At 73.2% G+C, this 18,704-nt stretch carries 16 protein-coding genes and 1 pseudogene; 8 read left to right on the forward strand and 9 right to left on the reverse strand.

Translation table 11 applies throughout. From position 1 onward, the window contains the following. Positions 1-52: 52 nt before the first annotated feature. On the reverse strand, positions 53-1,414 hold the full coding sequence (gene glnA2 / locus IE287_RS19415; RefSeq protein WP_189850343.1) for a gamma-glutamylpolyamine synthetase GlnA2: 1,362 nt from the start codon (positions 1,412-1,414) through the stop codon (positions 53-55). 204 nt (positions 1,415-1,618) lie between these two features. Between glnA2 and IE287_RS19420 the strand changes: the two genes are divergently transcribed. The 4 genes from IE287_RS19420 (at position 1,619) to IE287_RS19435 (ending at position 3,983) form a co-directional block, all read left to right on the forward strand. Further along, a complete protein-coding gene (locus tag IE287_RS19420; protein ID WP_189850344.1) occupies positions 1,619-2,065 on the forward strand; it encodes a hypothetical protein in 447 nt (148 codons plus the stop codon). A gap of 71 nt (positions 2,066-2,136) precedes the next feature. Continuing rightward, positions 2,137-2,814: a thioredoxin-like domain-containing protein gene (locus IE287_RS19425; RefSeq protein ID WP_189850380.1), complete on the forward strand. Its 678-nt coding sequence runs from the start codon at positions 2,137-2,139 to the stop codon at positions 2,812-2,814. Further along, positions 2,811-3,446 (forward strand): DUF305 domain-containing protein, encoded by a 636-nt coding sequence (locus IE287_RS19430; RefSeq protein ID WP_189850345.1) that lies wholly within the window; start codon positions 2,811-2,813, stop codon positions 3,444-3,446. The genes IE287_RS19425 and IE287_RS19430 overlap by 4 nt, the downstream gene beginning before the upstream one ends. A 117-nt stretch (positions 3,447-3,563) precedes the next feature. Beyond that, complete coding sequence (locus IE287_RS19435) at positions 3,564-3,983, forward strand: CBS domain-containing protein (protein WP_189850346.1); 420 nt, start codon at positions 3,564-3,566, stop codon at positions 3,981-3,983. Here IE287_RS19435 and IE287_RS19440 read toward each other — a convergent pair. Genes IE287_RS19440 through gadC form a run of 3 tightly spaced genes read right to left on the reverse strand, consistent with a single transcriptional unit; the run spans position 3,968 to position 7,039 of the window. Further along, entirely contained in the window at positions 3,968-4,768 is an 801-nt protein-coding gene (locus IE287_RS19440) for an alpha/beta fold hydrolase (RefSeq protein WP_189850347.1), read from the reverse strand. The two genes, IE287_RS19435 and IE287_RS19440, sit on opposite strands and share 16 nt — an antisense overlap. Then, positions 4,765-5,544: a DUF998 domain-containing protein gene (locus IE287_RS19445; RefSeq protein WP_189850348.1), complete on the reverse strand. Its 780-nt coding sequence runs from the start codon at positions 5,542-5,544 to the stop codon at positions 4,765-4,767. Before IE287_RS19445 ends, IE287_RS19440 begins: the two co-directional genes overlap by 4 nt. A gap of 13 nt (positions 5,545-5,557) precedes the next feature. Beyond that, complete coding sequence (gene gadC, locus IE287_RS19450; protein ID WP_189850349.1) at positions 5,558-7,039, reverse strand: glutamate/gamma-aminobutyrate antiporter GadC; 1,482 nt, start codon at positions 7,037-7,039, stop codon at positions 5,558-5,560. 118 nt (positions 7,040-7,157) lie between these two features. Between gadC and IE287_RS19455 the strand changes: the two genes are divergently transcribed. Next, positions 7,158-8,933 (forward strand): NAD+ synthase, encoded by a 1,776-nt coding sequence (locus IE287_RS19455; protein WP_189850350.1) that lies wholly within the window; start codon positions 7,158-7,160, stop codon positions 8,931-8,933. Here IE287_RS19455 and IE287_RS19460 read toward each other — a convergent pair. The 4 genes from IE287_RS19460 to IE287_RS19475 form a co-directional block, all read right to left on the reverse strand. Then, a complete protein-coding gene (locus IE287_RS19460; protein WP_189850351.1) occupies positions 8,899-10,134 on the reverse strand; it encodes an MFS transporter in 1,236 nt (411 codons plus the stop codon). The two genes, IE287_RS19455 and IE287_RS19460, sit on opposite strands and share 35 nt — an antisense overlap. 133 nt (positions 10,135-10,267) lie before the next feature. After that, on the reverse strand, positions 10,268-11,296 hold the full coding sequence (locus IE287_RS19465) for an endonuclease/exonuclease/phosphatase family protein (RefSeq protein ID WP_189850352.1): 1,029 nt from the start codon (positions 11,294-11,296) through the stop codon (positions 10,268-10,270). 187 nt (positions 11,297-11,483) lie between these two features. Then, positions 11,484-12,248: a TetR/AcrR family transcriptional regulator gene (locus IE287_RS19470; RefSeq protein WP_229883581.1), complete on the reverse strand. Its 765-nt coding sequence runs from the start codon at positions 12,246-12,248 to the stop codon at positions 11,484-11,486. Between the two features lie 79 nt (positions 12,249-12,327). Beyond that, positions 12,328-13,932 (reverse strand): MFS transporter, encoded by a 1,605-nt coding sequence (locus IE287_RS19475; protein WP_189850354.1) that lies wholly within the window; start codon positions 13,930-13,932, stop codon positions 12,328-12,330. Between the two features lie 214 nt (positions 13,933-14,146). Here IE287_RS19475 and panB point away from each other — a divergent pair, with 214 nt between their 5' ends. From panB to IE287_RS19490, 3 genes are all read left to right on the forward strand, one after another. Then, positions 14,147-15,010, forward strand: a complete 864-nt coding sequence (panB, locus tag IE287_RS19480; RefSeq protein WP_189850355.1) for a 3-methyl-2-oxobutanoate hydroxymethyltransferase — start codon at positions 14,147-14,149, stop codon at positions 15,008-15,010. 133 nt (positions 15,011-15,143) lie between these two features. Continuing rightward, entirely contained in the window at positions 15,144-16,151 is a 1,008-nt protein-coding gene (locus IE287_RS19485) for an ATP-binding cassette domain-containing protein (protein WP_189850356.1), read from the forward strand. Continuing rightward, positions 16,148-17,014 carry an ABC transporter permease gene (locus IE287_RS19490; protein ID WP_189850357.1) on the forward strand — a complete coding sequence of 289 codons (867 nt, stop codon included), beginning with the start codon at positions 16,148-16,150 and terminating at the stop codon, positions 17,012-17,014. The genes IE287_RS19485 and IE287_RS19490 overlap by 4 nt, the downstream gene beginning before the upstream one ends. Positions 17,015-17,036: 22 nt before the next feature. On the opposite strand, the pseudogene IE287_RS19495 reads toward IE287_RS19490, so the two are convergent. Next, positions 17,037-18,704, reverse strand: a pseudogene (locus IE287_RS19495) (AfsR family transcriptional regulator); the annotation flags it as partial.

Consider the following 18,704-nt stretch of genomic DNA (forward strand, 5'->3'; position numbering starts at 1 on the left):
CGACCGTCGCCCCTCAGCCTCAGTTCCCAGCTCTACCTGTCCTGACCTGCGCTTACAGCACCGGCAGGTTCTTCCGCAGCTCGAAGGCGGTGACCTCGGAGCGGTACTCCTCCCACTCCTGCTTCTTGTTGCGCAGGAAGAAGTCGAAGACGTGCTCGCCGAGGGTCTCGGCGACCAGTTCGCTCTTCTCCATGAGGGCGATCGCCTCGCCGAGGTTCTGCGGGAGGGGCTCGATGCCCATCGCGCGGCGCTCGGAGTCGCTGAGCGCCCAGACGTCGTCGTCGGCGCCGGCGGGGAGCTCGTACCCCTCCTCGATGCCCTTGAGGCCGGCGGCGAGGAGGACCGCGTAGGTCAGGTAGGGGTTGGCGCCGGAGTCGATGGAGCGGACCTCGACGCGGGAGGAGCCGGTCTTGCCGGGCTTGTACATCGGGACGCGGATGAGGGCGGAGCGGTTGTTGTGGCCCCAGCAGATGTAGGAGGGGGCCTCGCCGCCGGAGCCGGCCGTGCGGGAGGAGCCGCCCCAGATGCGCTTGTACGAGTTGACCCACTGGTTCGTCACGGCGGAGATCTCGCCCGCGTGCTTCAGCAGGCCCGCGATGAAGGAGCGGCCCACCTTGGAGAGCTGGTACTCGGCGCCCGACTCGTAGAAGGCGTTCCGGTCGCCCTCGAAGAGGGAGAGGTGGGTGTGCATGCCGGAGCCCGGGTACTCCGAGAAGGGCTTCGGCATGAAGGTCGCCTGGACGCCCTGCTCCAGCGCCACCTGCTTCATGACCAGGCGGAAGGTCATGATGTTGTCCGCGGTGGAGAGCGCGTCGGCGTAGCGGAGGTCGATCTCCTGCTGGCCGGGGGCGCCCTCGTGGTGGGAGAACTCGACGGAGATGCCCATCGATTCGAGCATGGTGATGGCCTGGCGGCGGAAGTCCATGCCCACGTTCTGCGGGGTGTGGTCGAAGTAGCCCGAGTTGTCGGCCGGGGTGGGCCGGGTGCCGTCGAGCGGCTTGTCCTTCAGCAGGAAGAACTCGATCTCGGGGTGGGTGTAGAAGGTGAAGCCGAGGTCGGACGCCTTGGCGAGGGCCCGCTTGAGGACGAAGCGCGGGTCGGCGAAGGACGGGGAGCCGTCCGGCATCAGGATGTCGCAGAACATCCGGGCCGTGCCGGGCGCCTCGGCCCGCCAGGGCAGGATCTGGAAGGTGCCCGGGTCCGGCTTGGCGATCATGTCGGACTCGTACACCCGGGCGAAGCCCTCGATCGCGGAGCCGTCGAAGCCGATGCCCTCGTCGAAGGCCTGCTCCAGCTCGGCGGGCGCCACGGCCACCGACTTGAGGAACCCGAGCACGTCCGTGAACCACAGGCGCACGAAGCGGATGTCGCGCTCTTCGAGCGTACGGAGCACAAATTCCTGCTGCTTGTCCATTTCCACACCCATCCTCGCTGGTCAGGCCGCCTGCTCCCACCGCCTCGGGCAACATCGGGGGGCACCTGAGCATCCCACCACATGGTTTCGCGCACGTTGCACACCCATACTGCCCGTTCGGGTGTGACACAGATAACCGAGGGCTGTCGGAAGTCCTACCCCGTCCGGCCCACGGAGCCGTCCCGCCCACTACGATCTGCGCCCATGGGAGCCCTGCGGCTCGAACGCCCGTACCGGCACGCGCGTCCCCTGGCACTGGTGAGTGCCGCGGCGACGCTCCTCGCCGCGCTCTTCGTCTGTCTGGGGAGCGGACCGGCGGGGCCGGGCGGCCATCCGGGGCACGGGCGGACCGCCGGCACGGGCCCGGGGTCCGGCTCCGGCACCGCCGCCGCTCCCGCCGCCGGCCCCGCCGCCACCCCCGTCCCCGGGACCGGCCGGGCCGCGTACGTGTGCCCGTACGACCGGGGCGACTGCTCCCTCTTCCCCTCGCTCTCCCCCGCGGTGCTCGGCGCCCCGCCCCTCGACCCCCCGCTGCACGCGGAGGACCGGCTGCCGCGCTTCGACGCGCTCGCCCGCGACGGTGCGGCGGGCGGTCCCGGGGTCCGGCCGCGCGCCCCGGACCTGCACGTCCTTCAGGTCCTGCGGACCTAGGCCGGTTCTCCCGCCCTGCCCCGAACGACCCTTTCCCCCTCGTGAATCTTTCCCAGAAGGACGACACCACCATGGCCGCCAACCGCTCGAACACCGCCGACCGCCGCGCCCGAATAGAGGAGATGCGCCGCGCCGAGCAGGCCCGCGAGCGCCGCAACCGCTTCCTGACCATCGGCATCTCCGCCGTCGTCGTGCTGAGCCTCGTCGGCTTCGGCACCTTCGTGCTGATGAAGAAGGCCGACGAGGAGGAGGCCAAGGAGGCCGCCGCCAAGGCCCCGATCGCGGGCGAGAAGTCCTGGGACGCCAAGAAGCTGGGCCGCAACCACGTCGAGACCGCGGTGAAGTACGACACCAAGCCGCCGGTCGGCGGCGACCACCACCCGGTCTGGCTGAACTGCGACGGCGACGTCTACGACAAGGCCGTCCCCGAGGTGAACGCCGTGCACTCCCTGGAGCACGGCGCCGTCTGGGTGACGTACAACAAGAAGGCGGCCGAGGCGGACGTCAAGAAGCTGAAGGACAAGGTCTCCGACACCCCGTACACGCTGATGAGCCCGGTCGACGACCAGACCGGCGCGATCATGCTCTCCGCCTGGGGCAAGCAGGTGACCGTGGACAGCGCGAGCGACCCGCGCGTCGACGCCTTCTTCACCAAGTACGTGCAGGGCGCGCAGACGCCCGAGCCGGGCGCGGCCTGCACCGGCGGCGTCGGCGCCGACGGCGTGGGCGGCGCAGGGATGGGCCAGTGACCCCCCGCCGCACCCGGTACGCGGCGATCACCGCGGTCGCCCTGTCGGTGCTGTTCGCCGCGGGCGCGGTCACGGTCGCCTCGGCCGAGCGCGAGGAGGCGCCCCGCACCCCGGACTCCGCCTCGGCGGACGCCGGCTTCGCCCGGGACATGTCGGTCCACCACCAGCAGGCCGTCGAGATGTCCTTCGTCGTCCGGGACCGGACGACGGACGAGTCGGTGCGCCGGCTCGCGTACGACATCGCCAACACCCAGGCCAACCAGCGCGGGATGATGCTCGGCTGGCTGGACCTGTGGGGCCTGCCGAAGGTCGAGTCCGGCACCCCGCCGATGACCTGGATGGGCATGCCGGTCACCGGCGACGCCGCCGCCAAGGACGGCGCGCTGATGCCCGGCATGGCGACCAGGACGCAGCTGGACGCGCTGCGGAAGGCCTCCGGCAAGGAGGCCGAGATCCTCTACCTGCGGCTGATGACAGCCCACCACAAGGGCGGGGTGCACATGGCCGAGGGCTGTGTGCAGAAGTGCTCGGTCCCGCTGGAGCGGGACCTCGCCCAGGGCATGGTCGACGCGCAGGAGTCGGAGATCGCGCTGATGGCGGACATGCTCCGCAAGCGCGGCGCGACCGCCTGAGCCGGCGGCTCCCCGGCCCCCGTGACCCGCTGCGGTCGCGGGGGCCGACGCGTGCCCGCAGAATGAAGGCGCTCGGGGACGTACGTGCGAGGACGTTCGACGAAAGGTACGCACCCCATGACCACGGCGAAGGACATCATGCATCCGGGAGCCCAGTGGATCCCGGCCCACGAGACGCTCGACCGCGCGGCGCAGATGATGCGCAACCTGGACGTGGGGGCCCTCCCCGTCGCCGACGAGAACGAACGGCTCTGCGGCATCGTGACCGACCGCGACATCGTGGTCCGCTGTGTGGCGATGGGCCACGACCCGGCGGAGGTGACCTGCGGCGAGATCGTCCAGGGCACGCCGCGCTGGATCGCCGCGGACGCGGACGTGGGCGCCGTCCTGGAGGAGATGCAGAGCCACCAGATCCGGCGGCTCCCGGTGATCGAGAACAAGCGGCTGGTCGGCATGATCAGCGAGGCCGACCTGGCCCAGCAGCTGTCGGACGAGCAGCTGAAGGCCTTCTGCGCGAGCGTCTACGCCGCGTCCTGAGGCCCCAGTACGGCCCGGGCGACCGCGTCCGGGGCGTCCCGCATGACCAGATGGCCCGACGGTTCGGCCGCCGCGTAGCGGCCGTCGAGCCGCCGGGCCAGCGCGCGCTGGCGCTGCTCCCAGCGGGCGGAGCCGTCGGGGGCGGCGAGGACGGTGACGGGGGCGCCGGGCGGGAGCGGGCGGACGCGGCGCAGGGCGTCGAGCTCGACGGCGACGGAGCCGTAGCGGGCGTTCTCGCGGAGCGCGCCGCGCCAGACGCGTGAGGCCCGGTAGACCCGGCGGAGCGCGGCGGGCGGGGCGGGGTCGGGGTGGACGGCGAGGCGGCGGAGGGCGGGGCCGAGGGCGGCGGGCAGGCCGAGGGCGGTGAGGGCGGTCCCCGCGGGGACGGTCCAGCCGAGGCGGCCGGGGCGGGGGTGCTCCTCGACCGAGGAGTCGACGAGGACCAGGGCGGCCGTGCGGTCCGGGTGGAGGCGGGCGAACCCCTCGGCGTGGAAGCCGGCGATCGAGTGGCCGACGACGGTGGCGGGCCCCGGGAGCCGCAGGGCGTCGAGGAGGGCGGCGATCCGGTCGGCCTCGCCGGCGAGGGTGGGGGGCGCGGTGGTGCCCTGGGTGAGGCCGTGGCCGGGCCGGTCGAAGCGGACGACGGTGCGGTGCGGGGCGAGCAGCGGCACGACCGGGTCCCAGTCGAACCAGGCGAGGCCGAGGCCGGCGGAGAGGACGCAGACCGGCCCCTGCCCGTCGACGGCGACGTGGTGGGCGAGGTCCCCGACGCGGACGAAGGTCACGTCCGGGCCCCTTCCCCGGCCGCCGCCGCGCGCGCGGGGCGCCTGCGGGTCTCCCCCCGGGCCAGCGAGACGGCGAGGACGCCGGTCCAGACGGCGACGAGCAGGACCTGGAGGCGCTGGCCGGCGCCGAGCAGCCACGGGCCCCGGCCGGCCTCGAAGGCGGCGACGGCGGCGAGGGTCCAGACGGTGGCGGCGAGCTCCAGGGCGACGAGGACCGGCCCGGTGCGGGCCAGCGGCCGCCAGAGGCCGTACCGGCGGGCGGCGAGGGTGAGGGCGGTCATGGCGACGAGCGCGCCGGTCATGGCGAGACTCGAACTGACGGCGTGGGCCGCATGGGTGGCGGGGACGAGGCCGGCGGTCTCGCGGGCGGCGCACGCGGGGTCGGCGGTGGGGGCGCAGCTGAGCGGGAGGCGGGAGTCGACGGCGGTGGCGGCGCCGAAGAGGGCGAGGGCGCTCCAGCCGGCGAGGAGCCAGGGGCGGCGGCCGGCGGGGCCGGTGCCGGTGCGGGCCCAGCGGGGGACGCCGGGCTCGGGGGCGGCGGGGGCGCGGCCGGCGAGGAGGCCGGTGACGGCGCCGGCGAGGACGAGGAGGCCGGCGGCGAGGTCGGTGGCGCGGAAGAGGCCGCCGAGCGGCTGGTCGGCGGCGGCGAGCTCGGAGACGTAGGTGCGGACCGGGTCGAGACCGGTCCGTACGACGGCTTCGAGGACCCAGGCGGTGTACGCGAGCGCCCCCAGGAACAGCAGGACGGCGGACGCGCGCGTGACCTTTCCGGGCATACGGGGTCAGACGTCAGGGAGTGCCGGAAGGTTCCCGGTGGTCGGGGTGGACCCATTCGGGCTTGCGGTACTTGAGGAGGAGGCCGGGGATGACGAGGCCGAGGAGGAGCAGGCCGCCGCCGACGATCAGGAGGTAGCGCCAGAGCGGCTCGCCGTCGAACTGGTCGGGCGGGACGAAGCCGATGACGAGGGCGGCGACGGAGGCGACGAAGCCGACGGAGGCGACCCAGGTGACGGCGGGGACGCGGAAGCCGCGCTCGACGCGGGGCTGGGTGCGGCGGAGCCGGACGACGGCGACGAACATCAGCAGGTAGGCGATCAGGTAGATCTGCACGGTGATGACGGAGAACATCCAGTACGAGCTGGAGACGCTGTCGCTGAAGGCGTAGAGGATGCCGATCAGGGTGGTGACCACGCCCTGGGCGACCATGATCGCGGTCGGGGAGCCGGCCTTGTTGAACTTCTGGAAGGCGGGCGGGAGGTAGCCCTCCTGGCGGGAGAGCAGGACGAGGCCCTTGGCGGGTCCGGAGAGCCAGGTGAGCATGCCGCCGAGGGCGGCGCAGACCAGCATGACGCCGACGACCCGGGTCATCCAGCCGATGGAGAAGTGCCGGAAGAAGGCCTCGAAGGCCTGCATGAGGCCGGCGGTGAGGCTGAGCTGCGAGGAGGGCATCACCCAGGCGATGGCGAGGGCCGGGAGGATGAAGATGAGCAGGACGAGTCCGGTGGCCAGGAACATCGACTTCGGGTACTCGCGCCTGGGTTCGCGCAGCGAGGAGACGTGGACGCCGTTCATCTCCATGCCCGCGTAGGACAGGAAGTTGTTGACGATGAGGACGAGGCTGGCGAGGCCGGTCCACGGCGGCAGCCAGTGGTCGGCGCTCATCGGCTGGGCGGAGGGGTTGCCCTGGGCGAGGAAGACCATGCCGAGGGCGACGAGGAGCACGCCGGGGACGAGGGTGCCGATGATCAGGCCGAAGGAGGAGAGTCCGGCGATGGCCCGGGTGCCGCGCGAGGAGATCCAGACGCCGGCCCAGTAGACGGTGACGATGACGATCGCGACGTAGAGGCCGTTCTCGGCGAGCGAGGGGTCGATGACGTACGCGAAGGTCGAGGCGACGTAGGCGAGCAGGCTCGGGTAGTAGGCGATCGTCATGGCGAACTGGCACCAGACGGCGAGGAAGCCGAGCGGCTTGCCGAGGGCCTCGCTGACCCAGCGGTAGATGCCGCCGGACCAGCCGGAGGCGAGTTCGGCGCCGACGAGGGCGGTGGGGAGGAGGAAGACGACGGCCGGGAGCAGGTAGAGGAAGACCGCGGCGAGGCCGTAGATGGCCATGGTCGGCGCGGGCCGCAGCGAGGCGACGGACGCCGTGGTCATGAAGGCGAGCGTGAGCCAGGAGATGAACTGCCGCTTGGTGCCGTCGTCCTGGAGGACCGCCGCGTCCTCGCCGGTGGCGGGCCGGGCCGACTCCGCCGGATCGTCAGTGGTCGTCATGGGCCCATGATCAGCGGGGCGGACGCTCTTCGCATGTCGGGGCGAAGGGGGCGGCGACGGCAGGATCCGGTCATGGTTCCCAGGACATAGCGTCGGTTTGACGATTAGACTGGGGGGCGTGCATCGACTACGCCTCGCGCTGAATCAGATCGACTCGACCGTCGGGGACGTCGCCGGGAACTCCGAGGCGATCGTCCACTGGACCCGGCACGCCGTCGGGCAGGGCGCGCACCTCGTCGCGTTCCCCGAGATGGCGCTGACCGGCTACCCCGTCGAGGACCTGGCCCTGCGGCCGTCCTTCGTCGAGGCCTCCCGGGCGGCGCTGGCCGCGCTCGCGGAGCGGCTCGCCGACGAGGGCTTCGGCGAGGTGCCGGTGGTCGTCGGCTACCTCGACCGCACCGAGCGGGCGGTGCCCCGGCTGGGGCGTCCGGCCGGCTCGCCGGAGAACGCGGCGGCGGTGCTGCACCGCGGCCGGGCCGTGCTCCGCTTCGCCAAGCACCACCTGCCGAACTACGGCGTCTTCGACGAGTTCCGCTACTTCGTGCAGGGCGACACGCTGCCGGTGCTGCGGGTGCGCGGGGTCGACGTGGCGCTCGCGATCTGCGAGGACCTGTGGCAGGAGGGCGGCCGGGTGCCGGCCGCGCGCAGCGCCCGGGCCGGCCTGCTGCTGTCGGTGAACGCCTCGCCGTACGAGCGGAACAAGGACGACACCCGCCTCGAACTGGTCGGCAAGCGGGCCCGGGAGGCCGGCTGCACGACCGCCTACCTGGCGTCGACCGGCGGGCAGGACGAGCTGGTCTTCGACGGGGACTCGATCGTGGTGGACGCGGCGGGCGAGGTGATCGCCCGGGCCCCGCAGTTCACCGAGGGCAGCGTGCTGCTCGACCTGGACCTGCCGGCCGCCGATCCGGAGGCGCCCGCCCCGGGGACGGTGGTGGACGACGGGCTGCGGATCGACCGGGCGGTGCTCGCCGGCGAGGCCGGCGAGGCGCTGCCGGTGACCGAGCCGGAGCTGACGGGCGGTTACGCGCAGCGGCTCGACGACGACGAGGAGGTCTACTCGGCGCTGGTGATCGGGCTGCGCGCGTACGTCGCGAAGAACGGTTTCAGCTCGGTGGTGGTCGGCCTCTCCGGCGGGATCGACTCGGCGCTGGTCGCCGCGATCGCCTGCGACGCGCTCGGCGCGGACCGGGTGCACGGGGTGTCGATGCCGTCGAAGTACTCCTCCGACCACTCGAAGGGCGACGCGGCCGAACTGGCCCGCCGGACCGGCCTGCACTTCCGCACCGTGCCGATCGGGCCGATGTTCGACGCGTACACGGCCGCGCTGGAGCTCACCGGCCTCGCCGAGGAGAACCTCCAGTCCCGGCTGCGCGGCACCACCCTGATGGCGATCTCCAACCAGGAGGGCCACCTCGTCCTCGCCCCGGGCAACAAGTCCGAGCTGGCGGTGGGCTACTCGACGCTCTACGGCGACTCGGTCGGCGCCTACGGGCCGATCAAGGACGTCTACAAGTCGGACGTCTTCCGGCTGGCCCGCTGGCGCAACCGGGCGGCCGAGGAGCGGGGCCAGGCCCCGCCGATCCCGGAGAACTCGATCGCGAAGCCGCCCAGCGCCGAGCTGCGCCCGGGCCAGGTGGACACCGACTCGCTGCCGGACTACGGCGTGCTCGACCGGATCCTCGCCCTGTACGTGGACGGGGACGAGGGCACGGACGCGATCGTGGCGGCCGGCTTCGACGCGGAGCTGGTGGCACGGACGCTGCGGATGGTGGACGCGGCGGAGTACAAGCGGCGCCAGTACCCGCCGGGCACCAAGATCTCGGCGAAGGGCTTCGGCAAGGACCGGCGGCTGCCGATCACGAACCGCTGGCGGGAGACACCGGCTTCCTGACGCCGGGGTCCTGGCCGAGGGGACCCCGCGCGACCACGTGCGAGGCCTCCGCCCTCCGGCCCGGGCGGTCGAGGAGGCCGGCGACGACGGCGATCGCCAGGCCGGCGGCGGCGAGGCCCGCGCCGACCAGGGCCGGGGAGGTCCAGCCCCAGCCTGCCGCGACGGCGGCGCCGCCGGCCCAGGCGCCGCCCGCGTTGGCGAGGTTGAAGGCGGAGTGGTTGGAGGCGGAGGCCAGGGTGGGCGCGTCCTTCGCCTTCTCCATGACGAGCATCTGGAGCGGGGTGGTGGTCATGAAGCCGACGGCGCCGAGGACCACCACGGTGACCAGCGCGAGCCAGGGCACGTGGATCGTGAAGCGGAACGCCACCAGGGTCACGGCGAGGACCGCGAGCGAGCCGTAGAGGGTGGGGCGCGGGGCGCGGTCGGTGAGCGGTCCGGCGGCGAGCGCGCCACCGGTCATGCCCAGGCCGAAGAGGGCGAGGACGACGGTGACGGTGGACTCGCCGAAGCCCATGACCTCGGTGGTCATGGAGGCCAGGTAGGAGTAGACGGCGAAGACGCCGGCGAAGCCGAAGACCGCGGTGAGCAGGCCGAGCAGCACCTGCGGGCGGCCGAGGGCGCGCACCTCGCGGCCGAGGCCCTGCCGCTCGTCGACGGGGATTTCGGGGACCATCCGGGCGAGGGCCGCGAGCGAGGCCAGGCCGATGACGGCGACGACCAGGAAGGTCGCGCGCCAGCCGAGGTGCTGGCCGAGCAGGGTGGCGGCGGGGACGCCGAGGATGTTGGCGACGGTGAGGCCCAGGAACATGGTGGCGACCGCGCGGGCCTGCCGGTCGGGACGGACGAGGCGGGCGGCCACGACGGCGCCGACGCCGAAGAAGGCGCCGTGCGGGAGGCCCGCGAGGACCCGGCCGGCGAGCAGCCAGCCGTAGCCGGGGGCGAGGGCGGAGGCGAGGTTGCCGACGGTGAAGAGGACCATCAGCAGGAGCAGCATCCGCTTGCGCGGGACGCGGGAGCCGAGGGCGGTGAGCAGCGGGGCGCCGACGACGACGCCGAGGGCGTAGGCGGAGACGAGGTGGCCCGCGGTGGGGACGGTGGTGCCGAGGTCGTCCGCGACGTTGGGCAGCAGGCCCATCATCACGAACTCGGTGGTGCCGATGCCGAAGGCGGAGATGGCCAGGGCGAGCAGGGCCACGGGCATGGGTGGGAGACCCTTTCCGGATCCAGGGGTTTGTTTCTTTCGAAAACAAATTGTGGCAGATCCCGGAGGGTCCCCCGGCCACCGGGGGATGAAGAGTGTGTTTCGGGCGGGGTGCGTCCGCCCGCCCGCGGGGTCAGAGGGTGATGCGGGCGGCGAGCGGCAGGTGGTCGCTCTTCGTCTCCGGCAGCGCCCAGGAGGAGACCGGCTCGACGCCCCGGACCAAAATCTGGTCGATCCGGGCCATCGGGAAGGAGGCCGGCCAGGAGAAGCCGAAGCCGTCGCCGGCCGCGCCCTGGGTGGAGCGCATCTGGGCGGTGACGGCGTTGAGGGCGCGGTCGTTCATGGTGCCGTTGAGGTCGCCGAGGAGGACGACCCGCTGCGCCCGGTCGCTCGCGATGGCCTCGCCCAGGGCGTTGGCGCTGTTGTCGCGCTGGTTGGCGGTGAAGCCGGCGTTCAGCTTGACCCGCACGGAGGGCAGGTGGGCGACGTACACCCGCAGCTCGCCCTGGGGGGCGACGACGGTGGCGCGCATGGCGCGGGTCCAGCCCATGTGGATGTCGACCGGCTTCGCGTCGCGCAGCGGCAGCCGGCTCCACAGGCCGACGGTGCCCTGGACGGAGTGGTGCGGGTACTTCTCCGCGAGCGCCCGCTCGTAGACCGGCACCATGTCGGCCTTCAGCTCCTCCAGGGCGAGCACGTCGGCGCCGGAGGCGGCGAGCTGACGGGCGGTGCCCTCGGGGTCGGGGTTGTCGGCGTTGACGTTGTGGGTGGCGACGGTGAGGTCGCCCCCGGCGGCCGACTTGTCGGCGACCAGACCGCCGAAGAGGTTGAGCCAGACCACCGCCGGGAGCAGCAGCGCGATCAGCGCGGTGGCGGAGCGGCGGAGCAGCGCGAGGAGGAACAGGAGGGGCACGAAGAGGCCGAGCCAGGGGAGGAAGGTCTCGGTGAGGCTGCCGAGGTTGCCGACCCGGTTGGGGATCTGCGAGTGGAAGGCCATCAGGAGGGTCAGGCCGAGGGCGCAGACGGCCAGCAGGATGCCGCGCCGCCAGATGCCGGGGTCGCGCCGCAGACGGCCGAGGGCGGAGCGGAACCGGTCACGCGACCCGGAACGGGCACCTCCCGTTCCGCCGTGCTCCGTCCCCGTCGTGTCCACCCGCGCCATCGTTGCCCCTCGCTCGCCTTGCCGTGCCGTCGTGCCGTCCGTGCTCCGAGGCCCGCCCCGACCCTAGGCGATGCCGGGCCCCGTGCACTCCCCCAAGGACGGACGCGGCGTGTGGCGGGGTTCCGGCGGCGTGCCGGTTCGGGCGGGCTGTGACAGAACGCGCACATTCGTGCGGGTCCGGGTGTGGTCAGTTTCTCGGCCGGACGCCGTCGAGGACGGTGTCGGCGACGCGCGCCGGGAAGTCCGGCGCCAGGTCGGCGTCGGGCTGGAGGACGGTACGGAGCAGGAGCGGGCCGACGAACAGGTCGTGGACCAGCTCCAGGTCGAGGTCGGCCCGGACCTCGCCGGAGGCGACGCCGCGCTCCAGGACCTGGAGGCCGAGGCGGCGGCGGGGCTCGATGGCGGTGCGGCGGTACTGGTCCCAGAGCCGGGGGTGGGCCTGCATCTGCGCGAACATGTTCCGCAGCAGCGCGGAGCTCCGCTTGGCGAGTCCGCGCCGCCGCATGAACTCCAGGAGCATCACCAGGTCGTCGCGGACCGAGGTGCCGGGCAGCTCGGGGTCCGGCGGCTCGACGGAGCGGATCAGCTCGACGAGCAGGTCCTCCTTGCCGGACCAGCGGCGGTAGATGGTGGCCTTGCCGACGCCGGCGGTGCGGGCGATCCGCTCGATGGAGATGTCGCCGAGCGGCACCCCGCCCTCCATGAGCCCGATGACGGCGTCGAAGATCGCCCGCTCCGCCGCCTCGCTCCGGGGCCGCCCCCGCCGGGCCGCCCCCTCGGCGCAGGCCTCCCGCCCGGGGACCGCACCGGGCCCGGGAACCGTGGGCGCGCCGGGCCCGGGGGTGGCGCCGTCGTCCGTCGCCGGGGCGGCGGGGTCCGCCGGGCGCCGCCGGGCGGGGGCCGGGCCGGGGGCGCCCGGCGCCCCGTGGTTCTCGCCGTCCGCCAGGGACACGCGCGCCGCCTTTCGTCGTGGGAGGGCTGCCGTCCTCATTCTCGCCCGCCGCGCGGCGGGGACCGGACCCCGGCGGATGTCAGCGGCGGGCGGACTCCGGGGCCCTCGGGGCGGCCCGGTCCGGGACGCCGGGGTCGGCGGCGCGGCCGGGGAGGAAGGCGGCGACCACCACGGCGCCGACGGCGGCGATCCCCGCGGAGGCCCAGGCGGTGACGTGCATGGCGTCGAGGAAGGCCTGGTGGGCGGGGGCGACGAGCTCCTCGGCGCCCAGCTTCTCGGCGACCGCCAGGGTGGCTTCCAGGGACTCGCCGGCCGTGGTGCGGACGGCGGCCGGGAGGGCGCCGAGCCGGCCCTCGATCTCGCCGCGGTAGACCGAGGAGAGGACGGAGCCGAGGACGGCCACGCCGAGGGCGCCGCCGACCTGGCGGAAGGTGTTGTTGATCGCGGAGCCGGAGCCGGCCTTCTCCCGGGGCAGCGTCTGCATGATCGCGACGGTGACCGGCGGCATGATGTGCGCCATGCCGGTGCCCTGCACCAGGAAGACCAGGGCCATCACCCAGACGGGGGTGTCCGCGTCGAAGAAGGCGAAGGCGCCGAGGCCCAGGGCGACGGCCGCCATCCCGGAGGCGCAGACCGTCCGGGCGCCGAAGCGGGCGACGGCGAGCCGGGCCCGGGGCGCGAAGACCATCTGGGCGAGGGCGAGCGGCAGCAGGAGCAGGCCGGAGTCGAGGGCGCTGTAGCCGCGGACGCTCTGGAGGTAGAAGGCGGAGAAGAAGGTCACGCCCATGAGGGCGAAGAAGACCAGGGCGATGGCGGCGACGGCGGCGGAGAAGACCGGCTTGCGGAAGTAGGAGACGTCCAGGGCCGGGTGGTCGCTGCGCCTCTCGTACAGGACGAAGGCGGTGAGGACGGCGAGGCCGGCGAGGACCGGCACGAGGACCCCGGGCTCGGTGAAGGAGGCCCGCTCGCCGCCGCGGATGATCCCGTACACGAGGAGGACGAGGCCGAGGACGGAGAGCCCCACGCCGGCGAGGTCGATCCGGCCGGGCGCGGGGTCCCGGGACTCGGGGACGAGCCAGGCCATCAGGGCGAGGGCGATCAGCACCACCGGCACGTTGACGAGGAAGATCGAGCCCCACCAGAAGTGCTCCAGGAGGACGCCGCCGGTGATCGGGCCGATCGCGATGGCGAGGCCGACGCCGCCGGCCCATATGCCGATCGCCTTGGGCTGCTCGTCGCGCTCGAAGACGTTCATGAGGACGGCGAGGGTGGCGGGCATGACGAAGGCGGCGCCGAGGCCCATCACGGCCCGGTGGGCGACGAGCTCGCCCGGGGAGCCGGAGAAGGCGGCGAGGGCGGAGCCGAGGCCGAAGACGACGAGTCCGAAGAGGAGGGACTTCTTGCGGCCGAACCGGTCGCCGAGGAGGCCGGAGGCGAAGAGGAGGCCGGCGAAGACGAGCGTGTAGGAGTTGATGGCCCACTCCAGCTCGCTCTGGGTGGAGCCGAGGCCGGTGGGGGCCGGGGAGGCGATCGTCTTGACCGCCACGTTCAGGATCGAGTTGTCGAGGACGACGATCAGCAGGCTGAGCATCAGCACGCCGAGGACGGCCCAGCGGCGGCGGTGGACGGCCTCGGGGACGCGCGGGGAGACGGGGGCGGAGGGGGAGGGGGACGGCGCTGGCATGAACACCACTGTAGGCCTATTTCGAAACGGACCCGTCTCGTATTGGAAAAACATGACCGAGGCTTGACGCGCCGGACCCCGGATTCAAACGGATGTTCGCCTGTGAAGAGCGCCACTCCGGCCCACTTCCCCGCCCGCCCGGCGAAGTGCCACCATGGATGTGGTCCGGGGACGCCGTCAGGGCGCCTCGAGATGACACAAGGAGCCGTTCACCATGACGCTTCAGGCTGCCCAGAAACCGCCCGCCGACAGCACGAGGACGCTGTACGGGGGCACGGGCTCGCGCCGTCTCACCGTCCACGACATCGCCGCCGCCAAGACCCGCGGCGAGAAGTGGCCCATGCTCACCGCCTACGACGCCATGACCGCCTCCGTCTTCGACGAGGCCGGCATCCCGGTGATCCTCGTCGGCGACTCCATGGGCAACTGCCACCTCGGCTACGACACCACCGTGCCCGTCACGATGGACGAGATGGCCCTGCTCTCCGCCGCCGTCGTCCGGGGCACGAAGCGCGCCCTCGTCGTCGGCGACCTCCCCTTCGGCTCGTACCAGGAGGGGCCCGTCCAGGCCCTGCGCAGCGCCACCCGCCTCGTCAAGGACGCCGGCGTCCAGGCGGTCAAGCTGGAGGGCGGCGAGCGCTCGCTGCCGCAGACCGAGATGCTGGTCCAGGCGGGCATCCCCGTCATGTCCCACCTGGGACTCACCCCGCAGTCCGTGAACACCATGGGCTACCGGGTGCAGGGCCGCTCCGACGAGGCCGCCCACAAGCTGCTGCGCGACGCCAAGGCAGCCCAGGACGCGGGCGCCTTCTCGCTCGTCCTGGAGCTGGTTCCGGCCGAGCTGGCCGCCGAGGTCACCCGCTCGCTGCACATCCCGGTCGTCGGGATCGGCGCGGGCCCCGACACCGACGCCCAGGTCCTCGTCTGGACCGACATGGCCGGCCTGACCGGCGGCAAGGTGCCGCGCTTCAGCAAGCAGTACGCCAACCTCCGCGAGACGCTCGGCGACGCCGCCCGCGCCTTCGCCGAGGACGTGGCCGGCGGGTCCTTCCCCGCCGAGGAGCACACCTTCCACTAGACCGCTCCCGGCACCACCCGACAGCCCGCCGACATCCCCCATCGGCGGGCTGTCGGCCGTCCGTCGGCGGCCTGTCGGCGGCCTGTCGGCGGCCTGTCGGGGAGCTGTCAGTGGTCCCGTGTTTCCTAGGGGCATGACGCGATCACAGACCGACGCCAACGCCATCGAGGTCCGGGGCCTCGTGAAGCACTTCGGCGAGACCAAGGCCCTCGACGGGGTCGACCTGGACGTCCGCGAGGGCACCGTCCTCGGCGTCCTCGGACCCAACGGAGCCGGCAAGACCACCCTCGTCCGCTGCCTCTCCACCCTCCTCGTCCCGGACGCCGGGACCGCCACCGTCGCCGGCTACGACGTGGTGCGCCAGCCCCGCCAGCTGCGCCGCACCATCGGCCTCACCGGCCAGTACGCCTCCGTCGACGAGAAGCTCTCCGGCTTCGAGAACCTGTACATGATCGGCCGGCTGCTCGACCTCTCCCGCGCGGACGCCCGCCGCCGCGCCGACGAGATGCTGGAGCGCTTCTCCCTCACCGAGGCCGCCAAGCGCCCGGCGATGAACTACTCCGGCGGCATGCGGCGCCGCCTCGACCTCGCCGCCTCGATGATCGGCCGGCCGGCCGTGCTCTACCTGGACGAGCCGACCACCGGCCTCGACCCCCGCACCCGCAACGAGGTGTGGGACGAGGTCAAGCTGATGGTCTCCGAGGGCGTGACGGTCCTCCTCACCACCCAGTACATGGAGGAGGCCGAGCAGCTCGCGAGCGAGCTGACCGTCGTCGACCGGGGCAAGGTCATCGCCCAGGGCGAGGTCGACGAGCTCAAGGCGAAGGTCGGCGGCCGGACCCTCAAGGTCCGCCCGGTCGACCCCGCCCGGCTCCCCGAGATGGCCGCCGCGCTCCGCGAGACCGGCCTCGACGGCGTCGCCGGCGCCACCGTGGTGCCCGACGAGGGCGCGCTGTACGTCCCGATCCTCACCGACCAGCAGCTGACCGCCGTCGTCACCCTGCTCGGCTCGCGCGGCTTCGGGATCGCCCACATCGGCACCCACCTGCCCAGCCTGGACGAGGTGTTCCTGGCCATCACCGGCCAGAAGACCACCGGGTCCGAGCTGTCCGACACCACCAGCGAGGAGGTCGCCGCATGAGCACGACCACGGTCACCAAGGCCGCCGCCGGCACCTCCGGCGCCCCCGGGGCGGGCTCCGCCCGGCCCGCCGCCCCCACCGCCGACGGCCGGATCGGCCTGCGGGCCAACCTGCGCCACATCGGCGCCCTGGCCCGGCGCAACGCGCTCCAGATCAAGCAGGACCCGGAGTCGATGTTCGACGCCGTGTTCATGCCGATCATCTTCATCCTGCTCTTCGTGTACGTCTTCGGCGGCGCCATCTCCGGCAAGGGCAACAACGACGTCTACGTGAACTACGTGACGCCCGGCCTGATGGCGATGATGGGCATGAACATCGCCATGGGCGTCGGCGTCGGCATCAACGACGACTTCAAGAAGGGGGTGATGGACCGGTTCCGGACGATGCCGATCGCCCGCTCCTCGGTCCTCATCGCCAAGATCGTCGTCGAGCTCGGCCGGATGCTGATCGCCACCGCGATCCTCCTCGGCATGGGCTTCCTGCTGGGCCTGTCGATCCACACCTCGGTCCTCCACCTCCTCGCCGCCATCGGCCTCTCGGTGGTCTTCGGCGCCTCCCTGATGTGGATCTTCATCCTGCTCGGCCTGAGCCTGAAGTCCGCGCAGGCGGTCCAGGGCATGGCGATGCTGGTCCTGATGCCCCTCCAGTTCGGCTCGTCGATCTTCGCCCCGACCACGACGATGCCCGGCTGGCTGGAGACCTTCACGGACTACAACCCGCTCTCCAACCTGGCCGACGCGGCCCGGAACCTCATCAACGGCGGCGCGGTCGCCCACTCCGTGTGGATGACGCTGGGCTGGTCCCTCGTCATCACCCTGGTCACGGCGCCGCTCGCGGTCTCCAGGTTCCGCAAGAAGACCTGACCGGCTCCCCCGTGACGGGGGATCAGGACTCGGCGCGTCCGGTGATCGCGTCGGCGGCGCGACCGAGCAGGGCGGCGGCCTCCTCCAGGGAGAGGCCGCCGCCCTCGTCGTACGCGGCGGCGAAGGCGGCCCCGCCGAGCACCGCCCGGGCCAGCTCCGTGGCCCGGGCCACGTTCTCCCGCTCCATCGCCGGCGCCCGGTGCCCGGCCGGCACCAGGCCGTCCCGCGCGCCGAGCAGCACGGCCGCCGTCCGCGCGTGCTCCCCGCCGAGCCCGGCGAGCGCCCAGGCCCCCACCGTCAGGTGCAGCGAGGGCATCTGCGCGGCCACCATCATCGACAGCGGACCCAGCGACCGCTCGTACGCCTCGGCGGCCCGCACCAGGGCGGAGTCGTACCGCTCCTCCAGGACGTCGATCCAGCCCAGGCTGCCGAGCGTGAACCCCTCGAAGATCGAGAGGGTCTCGCTGCCGAACTCCTCCAGGAGCGTCGTCAGGTGCTCCCGGGCCTCGGCGGTCCGGCCCGTGCGGCCCAGCGCGAGGGCGAGGAAGAGCCGAGCCCCCAGCTGCGGTTCGTGGCCCGCGGGGTGCCGGTCGTCGAGGATCTCCCGCAGGATCGCCTCCCCCTCCTCGACCCGGCCGGTCTCCACCAGGATGTCGGCGTAGCGGGCCCGCAGCAGCGCCTGCTGCGAGGGGGCGCCGATCTTCTCCGCGTAGCCGATGGCCCGGGCGAAGTCGGCCGCGGCGGCCTCGAAGTCCAGCCGCCGCTCGTGCGCCTCGGCGCGGGAGGAGAGCGCCTCCGCCGCGCCCCAGGCGTCCCCGAGCCGCTCGAAGACCGCCAGGCTCTCGTCGGCGTCCGCGATGGCCTGCTCGGCCAGGGCGCCGCTGTTGGCCCGCATGTTGGCGCGCATGTGCAGGACGTGGGCGAGGTCCCAGTCGTAGCCGTTGCTCCGGCAGGCCTCCACGGTGACGTCCAGCAGCTCGTGCAGCCGGTCGGACTCCCCCGTGATGAGGACCGCGAAGACGGCGAAGGAGCCGGGGAGCCGGCAGGTCTGCGGCAGGCCGGGCCGGTAGACGGCGGTGATCTCGCGGAGCCGGGCGATCCCCTCGGGGCTCGTCCAGCGGGCCGTCTCGTGGTCCATGTTGATCAGCTCGACGAGCCGCACGCCGCGCCGGGCCTCCCAGCGCTGCTCCTCGGAGAGCGGCGGCGGGGCGGCCGTGCACGGCTCCGCGAGCGGCACGAGGGGCGCGGCGGGCGGGGCGAAGGGGTCGGGCCCGAGGGCGGCGGCGGCCCGGACGCCGTGGAGGGCGTCGGAGCGCAGGTCGCGCAGCTGCCAGTACCAGAGCAGCGCGTGGACGAGGACGAGGGCCTCGTCCTCGTCGCGGGCGGCGACGGCCCGGTCGAGGGCGGTCCTGATGTTGCCGTACTCGGCGTCGAGCCGGACCATGGCGGCGATCTGGCCGGCCCCGCGCAGCTCGGGATCGGTGCGGCGGGCGAGTTCGCGGTAGTGGGCGAGGTGGGCCCGCTCCACCACCGCCCGCTCCCCCGCCTCCTCCAACCGCTCCCCCGCGTACTCCGCCACCGTCTCCAGCAACCGGAACCGCATCCCCGACTCCACCGGCACCGACACCACCAGCGACTTGTCCACCAGCGCACCCAGCACGTCCAGCACCTCCACCCCCTCCGGCCCCGC

Origin of the sequence: Streptomyces omiyaensis (assembly GCF_014650895.1) — a bacterium.
GTDB lineage: Bacteria > Actinomycetota > Actinomycetes > Streptomycetales > Streptomycetaceae > Streptomyces > Streptomyces omiyaensis.

Excerpts from the sequence above, each read along its gene's own strand:
- glnA2 (WP_189850343.1), bottom strand. The coding sequence starts at position 1,414 with ATGGACAAGCAGCAGGAATTTGTGCTCCGTACGCTCGAAGAGCGCGAC.
- IE287_RS19420 (WP_189850344.1), top strand. The coding sequence starts at position 1,619 with ATGGGAGCCCTGCGGCTCGAACGCCCGTACCGGCACGCGCGTCCCCTG.
- IE287_RS19425 (WP_189850380.1), top strand. The coding sequence starts at position 2,137 with ATGGCCGCCAACCGCTCGAACACCGCCGACCGCCGCGCCCGAATAGAG.
- IE287_RS19435 (WP_189850346.1), top strand. The coding sequence starts at position 3,564 with ATGACCACGGCGAAGGACATCATGCATCCGGGAGCCCAGTGGATCCCG.
- IE287_RS19445 (WP_189850348.1), bottom strand. The coding sequence starts at position 5,544 with ATGCCCGGAAAGGTCACGCGCGCGTCCGCCGTCCTGCTGTTCCTGGGG.
- gadC (WP_189850349.1), bottom strand. The coding sequence starts at position 7,039 with ATGACGACCACTGACGATCCGGCGGAGTCGGCCCGGCCCGCCACCGGC.
- IE287_RS19460 (WP_189850351.1), bottom strand. The coding sequence starts at position 10,134 with ATGCCCGTGGCCCTGCTCGCCCTGGCCATCTCCGCCTTCGGCATCGGC.
- IE287_RS19465 (WP_189850352.1), bottom strand. The coding sequence starts at position 11,296 with ATGGCGCGGGTGGACACGACGGGGACGGAGCACGGCGGAACGGGAGGT.
- IE287_RS19475 (WP_189850354.1), bottom strand. The coding sequence starts at position 13,932 with ATGCCAGCGCCGTCCCCCTCCCCCTCCGCCCCCGTCTCCCCGCGCGTC.
- panB (WP_189850355.1), top strand. The coding sequence starts at position 14,147 with ATGACGCTTCAGGCTGCCCAGAAACCGCCCGCCGACAGCACGAGGACG.
- IE287_RS19485 (WP_189850356.1), top strand. The coding sequence starts at position 15,144 with ATGACGCGATCACAGACCGACGCCAACGCCATCGAGGTCCGGGGCCTC.
- IE287_RS19490 (WP_189850357.1), top strand. The coding sequence starts at position 16,148 with ATGAGCACGACCACGGTCACCAAGGCCGCCGCCGGCACCTCCGGCGCC.